6 protein-coding genes are annotated in these 8,731 nt (G+C 72.4%); all 6 read right to left on the bottom strand.

The annotated features are described in order from the left end of the window. Positions 1-310 precede the first annotated feature (310 nt). On the bottom strand, positions 311-1,897 hold the full coding sequence (gene cysS, locus KDM41_15665) for a cysteine--tRNA ligase (GenBank protein ID MCB1184866.1): 1,587 nt from the start codon (positions 1,895-1,897) through the stop codon (positions 311-313). Positions 1,898-2,019: 122 nt separating this feature from the next. Further along, positions 2,020-2,997 carry a methylmalonyl Co-A mutase-associated GTPase MeaB gene (meaB, locus tag KDM41_15660; GenBank protein MCB1184865.1) on the bottom strand — a complete coding sequence of 326 codons (978 nt, stop codon included), beginning with the start codon at positions 2,995-2,997 and terminating at the stop codon, positions 2,020-2,022. Between the two features lie 145 nt (positions 2,998-3,142). Further along, positions 3,143-5,341, bottom strand: coding sequence for a methylmalonyl-CoA mutase (gene scpA, locus KDM41_15655; GenBank protein MCB1184864.1), 2,199 nt, complete (start codon positions 5,339-5,341; stop codon positions 3,143-3,145). Then, positions 5,338-7,470: an acyl-CoA mutase large subunit family protein gene (locus tag KDM41_15650; protein ID MCB1184863.1), complete on the bottom strand. Its 2,133-nt coding sequence runs from the start codon at positions 7,468-7,470 to the stop codon at positions 5,338-5,340. The genes scpA and KDM41_15650 overlap by 4 nt, the downstream gene beginning before the upstream one ends. Positions 7,471-7,644: 174 nt before the next feature. Then, positions 7,645-8,559, bottom strand: coding sequence for a hypothetical protein (locus tag KDM41_15645; GenBank protein ID MCB1184862.1), 915 nt, complete (start codon positions 8,557-8,559; stop codon positions 7,645-7,647). A gap of 43 nt (positions 8,560-8,602) precedes the next feature. Further along, positions 8,603-8,731: TonB family protein (locus KDM41_15640; protein MCB1184861.1), on the bottom strand; the 129-nt coding region annotated here is incomplete at its 5' end.

The following is an 8,731-nucleotide window of genomic DNA, read 5'->3' as shown; positions in this document are numbered from 1 at the left end:
TGGGCCATGAGCACGGCACCGAGCACGACGGGGAGGCAGAGCAGATCCGGGACGTACCACGCCACCGGTCCGGACACGGGCAGCAGATGCAGCAGAAGATAGATGAGCGCCGCCGCCAGCCAGATCCGGCCGGCGACGGGCGCCAGGAGTCGGGGACCCGGGCGGGTCCCGATCACATGGACAGGGCCGTGATCAGGACGGCCGCGCCGCCGCCGACCACGAGGGTCACCAGGATTTCGCGCCAGTGCCTGCCGAACATCGTCGGCCTCCTTTCCGGCGAGCGGATCGCCGACCCTTCACACAACCCGGACTACAGGAAGTTCCACACCGAGCCCTCGGGCCCGTCCTGCACGCCCACGCCCAGCCCGGCCAGCTCGTCGCGGATGCGATCGGCCGCCGCCCAGTCCTTGCCTTCGCGGGCGGCCCGCCGGGCGGCCAGCAGCGCGTCGACCCGCCCGGTGTCGAGCCCCATGCGCGCCGCCTTCTGGTCGCGACGGGCCAGGAGCCACACCTGCGGATCCCGGCCGAAGCAGCCGAGGATGCGGGCGACGACGGCCATGTCGGCGGCGAACTTCTCGAGGGTGAGGTAGCGCGTCGCCTTGCCCACGCCCTTGGCCGAGGCGAGCAGTCCGTTGGCCTCGGCGAGGGGCTTGCTGAGCACGCCGAGGGCGCCGCTCGTGTTGAAGTCGTTCTGCATGTGGGCCACGAAGGCGTCCAGGAACTCGGCCGTGTGCTCGAGCACCGGCTCCTCACCGCCCGGCTTCTTCGCCGCCGCCAGGAACTCCCGCACGCCCTGCAGGGTCGTGTACACGTAGGCCAGGCGCTCGTCGGCCTCCTCGAGACCCGGGAAGCGCACGCGCCGACGCAGGGTGTCCCGGTCGGTGGTCACGCCGCAGGCGCAGGCCCCCGATTCCTGGGCCGCCTTGTCCAGCTGCGCGCCGCACGCCGGGCACGTCACCTCGATCTCGAAGTTCAGGCCGCTGCGGTAGTGCACCGTCAGCAGGAAGTAGCGCACCGATTCGGGGTCGTACAGGTTGATGATCTCGCGCGTGGTGAAGAAGTTGCCCAGCGACTTGGACATCTTCTCGCCCGCGAAATCGATGAAGCCGTTGTGCACCCAGTACTTGCTGAAGGTGTGCTCGCCGTGGGCGCCCTGGCTCTGGGCGATCTCGTTCTCGTGGTGCGGGAAGATCAGGTCGAGCCCGCCGCCGTGGATGTCGAAGCTGTCGCCGAGGTGGGTCGAACTCATGGCCGAGCATTCGATGTGCCAACCCGGGCGGCCCGGGCCCCAGGGGCTGTCCCAGGCGGGCTCGCCCGGCTTGGCGGCCTTCCACAGGGCGAAGTCCAGGGGCGACTCCTTGCGCGCGTCGACGTCGATGCGGGCGCCGGCGCCCTCGAGCATCTCCTCCACGTTGCGCTTGCTCAGCTTGCCGTAGCCCGCGAAGTCCTTCACGCGGTAGTACACGTCGCCGTCGACGGCGTAGGCCAGGCCCTTGGCCTCGAGATCACGGACCAGGGCCACGATCTCGGCCACGTGGTCGCTCACGCGCGGCGTGACGTCGGGTTCGAGCAGGCCGAGGGCCGCCATGTCCGCCGCGTACTCGGCGGCGTAGCGGTCGGCCACTTCCCCGGCGGGGATGCCTTCCTCGTGGCTGCGCGTGATGATCTTGTCGTCGATGTCGGTGATGTTGCGGACGTACTTCACCTCGTAGCCCGCATGCCGCAGGAAGCGCACCATCACGTCCGGCACCAGGGCGGCCCGCGCATTGCCCAGGTGGCTCAGCCCGTACACCGTCGGCCCGCAGCAGTAGAATCCGCACTTGCCCGCCTCGAGGGGCTCGAATTCCTGCTTGCGGCCGGTGAGGGTGTCGAAGAGCGTGATGGGCAGCGGACTCATGGGTCTCCCCTGTCGCGGAACGGTGCCGGGACGAAACGGGCCGGACCGCGGTCCGGCCGGACGGATGGAACGGCCAATCTAGTGCGGGCCGGCGGGTTTGACCAGTTCGGACCGGGCCGGACTCAGGCGCCGCCGCCGAACAGGTCGAGCAGTTCGAGGGCCGCGACCGTGGCCGGGATCTCGCCGGCGGCGACCCGGGCCTCCAGCGCGGCCCGCCGGGCAGCCACCTCGGGATGCCGCTCGAAACGGGTGGACAGCCCTTCGGCCACCAGGGCGCGCATCCAGAGGGTTTCCTGCTCGGCGCGCCGCGCCGCGAAGCCGCCGCCCTGCCGCAGCGTGGCGGCGAATTCCTCCACCAGTTCCCAGACGCCCGCCACGCCGTCGCCGGACAGGGCGCTGAGGGCGCGGGCCACCGGCCGCCAGCCCGGCGTCGCCGGGCGCAGGTAGTGCAGCACCTGCTCGAATTCGGCGCGCGCCCGCTCGGCCGCCTCGCGTCCCTTGCCGTCGGCCTTGTTCACGAGGATGGCGTCGGCGATCTCCACCACGCCCTTCTTGATGCCCTGCAGTTCGTCGCCGGCGCCGGCCAGCAGCACGAGCAGGAACATGTCCACCATCGAACGGACCTGGATCTCGCTCTGCCCCACGCCCACGGTCTCGACGAGGATCACGTCGTAGCCGGCCGCCTCGAACAGAACGATCGACTCGCGCGTCTTGCGGGCGACGCCGCCGAGAGCCCCGCCCGAGGGCGAGGGCCGGATGAACGCGCCCGGGTCGGCGGCCAGCTTCTCCATGCGCGTCTTGTCGCCGAGGATCGAGCCTCCGGTCAGGCTGCTGCTCGGATCCACGGCCAGCACGGCGACCCGATGGCCGGCGGCCGTCAGCTGCCCGCCGAGGGCCTCGATGAAGGTGCTCTTGCCCGCCCCGGGCACGCCGGTGATGCCGACGCGGATCGAGGCGCCGCGCCGGGGCAGCAGGGCCGTCAGCACCGCCTGGGCCGTGGCCTGGTGGGCTGGGGCGTTGGATTCGATGAGGGTGATGGCGCGGGCCAGCAGGGTGCGGTCGCCCGAAAGGACCCCGTCGACGTACTCGGCAGTGCTCATCTCGCGGCGGCGGGGTCCGGCGGACGCCGGAGTGGCACCGGTGGCGCCCGGCAGGCCGTCATGGCCGCCGTCGACACCCGGCCGCACGTGCAGGGCCGAACGGGGCGGCTTCCCGCCGTCGCGACTGCCCTTGCCGCCGCCCAACCTAGCGGTACCCCAGGCGGCGGTTCAGTTCCTCGATGAGCTTCCGGGCCGCCACGGGGATCACGGTGCCCGGCCCGAAGACCGCCACCGCCCCGTTCTCGCGCAGGTAGGCATAGTCCTGGGCCGGAATCACGCCGCCGCAGATGACCATGATGTCCTCCCGCCCGAGGGCCTTGAGCTCGGCCACGAGTTGGGGCAGCAGCGTCTTGTGGCCCGCCGCCAGACTGCTCATGCCGACGATGTGGACGTCGTTCTCCACCGCCTGGCGCGCCGTCTCGGCCGGAGTCTGGAAGAGCGGCCCCACGTCGACGTCGAAGCCCAGGTCGGCGAAGGCCGTGGCCACCACCTTGGCGCCGCGGTCGTGGCCGTCCTGGCCCATCTTGGCCACGAGGATGCGCGGACGGCGGCCCTCGCGTGCCGCGAACGCGTCGACCATCGCGTGGATCTGCTGCACCGTGTCGATCTCGTCGTCCTTCCCGCCGTAGGCCGCGGCGTACACGCCGCTGATGGTCCGGATCTCGGCCTGGTGGCGACCGGCCACCTGCTCCATGGCGTCGCTGATCTCGCCGAGGGTGGCGCGGCAGCGCGCGGCGTTCACGCACATCTCGAGCAGGTTCCCCTCGCCCGTGACGGCGCACCGGTTCAGGCCCGACAGGGCCAGCTTCACCGCCACGTCGTCCCGGTCGCGGCGCACCTGTTCGAGGCGCGCGATCTGCTGCCGGCGGACCTCGGTGTTGTCCACCTCGAGGATCTCGAGGGGCTCCTCCTTGTCCAGGCGATAGCGGTTCACGCCGACGATCACTTCCTGGCCCGAGTCGATGCGCGCCTGGCGGCGGGCGGCCGCCTCCTCGATGCGCATCTTGGGCAGCCCGCTGCCGATGGCCGCGGCCATGCCCCCGTGCGCCTCGACCTCCTCGATGTGGGCCCACGCCTTGTGCATCAGTTCGTGCGTGAGGCTCTCAAGATACCAGGAACCGCCCCACGGGTCGACCGTGCGGCAGATGCCCGTCTCCTCCTGCAGGTAGAGCTGGGTGTTGCGCGCGATGCGGGCCGAGAAATCGGTCGGCAGGGCGATGGCCTCGTCCAGGGCGTTGGTGTGCAGGCTCTGGGTGCCGCCCAGGGCCGCGGCCATGCCCTCGATGCAGGTGCGGGCCACGTTGTTGAATGGATCCTGCTCGGCCAGCGACCAGCCCGAGGTCTGGCTGTGGGTGCGCAGGGCCATGGACTTGTCGCTCTTCGGGTCGAACTGCCGGATGAGCTTCGCCCACAGCAGTCGTCCCGCGCGCAGCTTGGCCATCTCCATGAAGTAGTTGGTGCCCTCGGCCCAGAAGAACGACAGGCGCGGCGCGAAGGTGTCGATGTCCAGGCCGGCGGCCAGGCCGGTGCGCACGTACTCGACGCCGTCGGCGAGGGTGTAGGCCAGCTCGAGGTCGGCCGTGGCCCCGGCCTCCTGCATGTGGTAGCCGCTGATGGAGATGCTGTTGAACCGCGGCATCTGGCGCGCGGTGTAGGCGAAGATGTCCGCGATGATCCGCATGGAGAACTCGGGCGGATAGATGTACGTGTTGCGGACCATGTACTCCTTGAGGATGTCGTTCTGGATCGTGCCGGTGAGCTGCGCGGGCGTGGCGCCCTGCTCCAGCGCGGCCACGATGTAGAAGGCCATCACCGGCAGCACGGCGCCGTTCATGGTCATGGACACGGACATGCGGTCGAGCGGGATGCCGTCGAAGAGGATCTTCATGTCCTCGACCGAGTCGATGGCCACGCCCGCCTTGCCCACGTCGCCGACCACGCGCTCGTGATCGGAGTCGTAGCCGCGGTGGGTGGCCAGGTCGAAGGCCACCGAGAGGCCCTTCTGTCCCGCGGCGAGGTTGCGGCGGTAGAAGGCGTTGCTCTCCTCGGCGGTGGAGAACCCCGCGTACTGGCGCACGGTCCAGGGCCGCGTCACGTACATGCTGGCGTAGGGCCCGCGCAGGAAGGGCGGCAGGCCGGCCGTGTAGTCGAGGTGTTCGCAGGCCGCCGTGTCGTCGGCCCGGTAGACCGGCGCGACGGCGATGCCCTCGTTCGTCATCCAGGCCAGGTCGGCGGGGTCGCGGCCGGTTTCGGCCCGCACCGCGGCGACCCAGTCGGTCCCGGGCACGGCGGCCCCGCCGGCCGGCGTCAGGTCGAGGCGGCTGAAGTCGGGAATGCGGCTCATGGGCGGTCCTCCCCCGCGTCGAGCAGGCCGCCGAGCACGTCGAGCACATGGCTGCGCAGGGCGATGAAGTGGTCGACGCCGGCGGCGCGCCAGGCGTCCTCCTGGTCGCCCGGCGAGCCGGCGACGACGACGGCGGGGGCGTGCGGGCCGGACTTCAGGGCGCGGGCCGTCGCAGCGGCCAGGTCGGCGTACGTCTCGTCGAGCCCCACGAGCACGACCGTTCGCGCGCCGGTCGCCCGGGCCGCGGCGGCGGCGGCCGACGCCTCGGCGTGCCACGTGTCGGCGCCCGCGATGCGGAAGCCCCCCACCTGGAAGAAACCGCGCGCGAAGTCGAGTCGGGGCATGTAGCGGGCGAAGTCGCCCAGGCAGGCCAGGTGCACGGTGACGGCCGCCGGATCGGTCTGCGCCCGCACCGCCACCCGGCCGCGCAGCAGTTCGAAGGGGAGCGCCTCCCGCCGCAGCGGAATGGGCTCGACCACCAGGCCGGGCTCGCTGCTGGCGCGCGTCACGCCGATGACCTCACCGAGGGTGGCCCCGGCGTCGACCGCCCCGACCATGGGTTCGAAGAGCTCGTCGCCCGGGCAGTCCATGAGCTTCTCGAGGCGCCCGAGCACGAGCAGGTGGGCCTCCTGGGTCGCGGAGCTCCGCTGCCGGGAGAGGACCTCGCCGCGACGCCGCCGCAGGCCTTCCGCGTCGCGCGGCGGGCGCGGCGACCAGTCGGCCGGCGGGTAGGCGTTGACGCCGACACGCACGGCGCGCCGCGTCGCCAGCTCATCGGCCCGCCGCTGCGCCGCGGCGGCCACCGACGCCTGGGCGCGGCCGGATTCGAGGGCCGCCTTCAGGCCGCCGTCGGCCTCGCACTCCTGGAACCGGCGCCAGGCCGCTTCGGCCAGGTCGCGGGTGAGGCTCTCCACGTACCACGAGCCCCCCGCCGGATCGGCCACCTGGTCGAGGTGGCACTCGTGGGAGAGGATGAGCTGCACGTTGCGGGCGATGCGGCGGCTGACGGCATCCGAGCCGCCCACCGCGTCGAAGGGGCTGACGTGCAGGCTGTCGACGCCGCCCAGCACGGCGCTCATGGCCTTGGTGGTGCCGCGCAGCAGGTTCACGTGGGGATCGATGTCCGTCTGGTCGCGCAGGGCGGTGCGGGCGTGGATGAACACCGTCGCATCCCCGGGCGCCACGCCCGACGCGGTCAGGATCCGGGACCACAGCAGGCGCAGCGCGCGCAGCTTGGCGATCTCGGCGAAGAAGTCGGTGCCCACCGCCACATTGAACTGGAACCGGGGCGCGGCTTCCCCGGGCGCGATGCCGCGGGCGTCCATGGCCCGCAGGGTCTCGACGGCCCCGCACAGGGTCAGGGCGAGGCCGAGGGCGAGATCGGCGCCGCCGTCGTGCCACGGCGTCTCGTGCACCGGCAGGGTGCGCAGGCCAGGGGCGTGGACGGCGGTCCAGCGCGAAAGCATGGCCAGTTCGTCGAGCAGCAGGTCGAGCGAGCCGTTGATGCGGCCGCGCCGGGCCAGTCCGGCGAAGGGGTCGGCCCCCAGGCAGCCGCGCAGCCGCTTCAGGTCGACCCGGCGACGCCGGGCCAGGGCCACGAGCATCGCCGCCACCGGCAGGGCCGCCGCGCCCGACTCGATCTGGACCGGCACCGCGGCCAGGTCGACGCCGTCGAGGGCCGTGTCCAACTCTTGCAACGAGCAGAGGGAGACACCGCCCTGCCCGACCAGATCGGCCTCGGACTGGTCCGGGTCGAGGCCGGCCATTCCGGCCTGATCGAGGATCAGCACGGCCGCCGTCTGGCCCCGCTGCAGACCGTCCCGCAGGGCGTTGTTGAAGTCTTCGCACGAGACGCTGCGCAACTCCTGGCTGATCCACCAGGGAGCGGCGTGGTAGCCGGCCGCCCGCGGCCCCCGGACGAAGGGAGCGGTGCCGGGCATGGCGGCGAGCCAGGGCACGTCGGCGATGTCGTCGGCCCGATAGAGCGGGGCCACGTCGAATCCCTCGGGCAGGCGCGTGATCATCCGCTGCGCGAAGGGGGCGCCCTTGAGCAGGCGCTCGACTTCGGCGCGCCACTCGTCGTACCCGTGCGGAGGAAAGGCGGCAAGCAGTCCTCTGGCGTCGGTCATGTTGGCTCTCCACGGTCCGGCGTCGCGAGGCGAAGGCGCGGCGGGGGCCCGTTCGAGGTGGGGTTTTCCCGAACGTTATACCACCCGCAGGACGTTGCAAAGGGAAGTATCGAGAAAGCGCGCGGCCGGCGCTCCGGGGCGCCGGCCGAGTCGACGGGAAACGGTTCGGACCGCTCAGGGGCGGCCCGACAGCTCCAGGGTACCGCCGGCGGGCGCCGTGGGTTCGATGCGGGTCTGGACCTCGATCCGGCTCGCGGGGCCGATCACGAGGGGCCCGAGGGCGCCGGCCACCAGGCGGCCGAGACGCTCGGCCTCGACGGCGCTGCGGTGGGTCGCGACGACGCGGACGGGCCGCTCGGCCGGCACGTGGGTGTTGAATGCGGCGGCGGCCTCGAGCAGGAGTCCGCTGCCCGCGGCTCCCACGCCCCCGGCGTGCAGCCAGTCGTCGCCCGAGACGAGGAACACCGGCCCGGCGGCATCCAGGCGCCGGTAGGCCGGCAGCGTGAAGCCGTCGCCGACGAAGCGGCGCTCGTTGCCGGCGGGATCCCGGGCCTCGAGCACGATGCTGTACGTGTAGCCCGGCGGCGCGGGCGTGCCGTCGAGGCGCTGCCCGTCCCAGGCGATGTCCGCCGGCGGGTCGCCCTGGCCGGCGAAGACCATGGCGGTCTGGCCGCGGGAATCGACCACCGAGAGCTTCCAGGTGGCCACGTCCGCCAGATCGGGCACGAAGCGCGCGACGGGGCCGCGTTCGTAGGCCTGCAGCCAGGGCCGCGGGCCATGGGGCGTGGCGTGGGTGACCGATGTGGCCAGCAGCGGTCCGACCAGGTCGGGCAGCGTGCGGTCCAGGATGTCCAGCCCGTCCTCGAGCAGCAGTCCGGGAGCCTGCTCGGGATCGACCGCGACCTCCAGCCGCGGCCGCTCGAAGCGGATCTGCACCCGGTTCTCGCCCTCGACGGTGAGGCTGCGGAAGACGGTGCCGTCGCGATCGCCCTTGAGGGCCATGTCCGGCGTCGGGGTGCTCGCCCGGGCGCCGCCGGCGGTCGCTGCGGCCGCGAGCGTCAGGATCAGGATTGTCGTGAACTTGGCCATGTCTCCGGTCCCCGTTCGGCGGCCGCGGGCGGCCGCGGGTTGGCTAGTCGTGCAGGCGGTAGCGGAACGTGATCGTCCCCCATTGCTCCCGCGCCGTGTTGCCCGTGAGGGCGGCGAAGCGCCACTGCCGGATGGCGGCGACGGCGTTGTCATCGAAGTCCTGGAAGCCGGC

It is taken from the genome of bacterium (assembly GCA_020440705.1).
Lineage (GTDB): Bacteria > Krumholzibacteriota > Krumholzibacteriia > LZORAL124-64-63 > LZORAL124-64-63 > JAGRNP01.
This window is presented reverse-complemented; position numbering and strand designations above follow the sequence as displayed.

What these genes read in the sequence shown, in the direction of transcription:
- cysS (MCB1184866.1), bottom strand. Translation starts at nt 1,897, where the DNA reads ATGAGTCCGCTGCCCATCACGCTCTTCGACACCCTCACCGGCCGCAAG.
- meaB (MCB1184865.1), bottom strand. Translation starts at nt 2,997, where the DNA reads ATGAGCACTGCCGAGTACGTCGACGGGGTCCTTTCGGGCGACCGCACC.
- scpA (MCB1184864.1), bottom strand. Translation starts at nt 5,341, where the DNA reads ATGAGCCGCATTCCCGACTTCAGCCGCCTCGACCTGACGCCGGCCGGC.
- KDM41_15650 (MCB1184863.1), bottom strand. Translation starts at nt 7,470, where the DNA reads ATGACCGACGCCAGAGGACTGCTTGCCGCCTTTCCTCCGCACGGGTAC.
- KDM41_15645 (MCB1184862.1), bottom strand. Translation starts at nt 8,559, where the DNA reads ATGGCCAAGTTCACGACAATCCTGATCCTGACGCTCGCGGCCGCAGCG.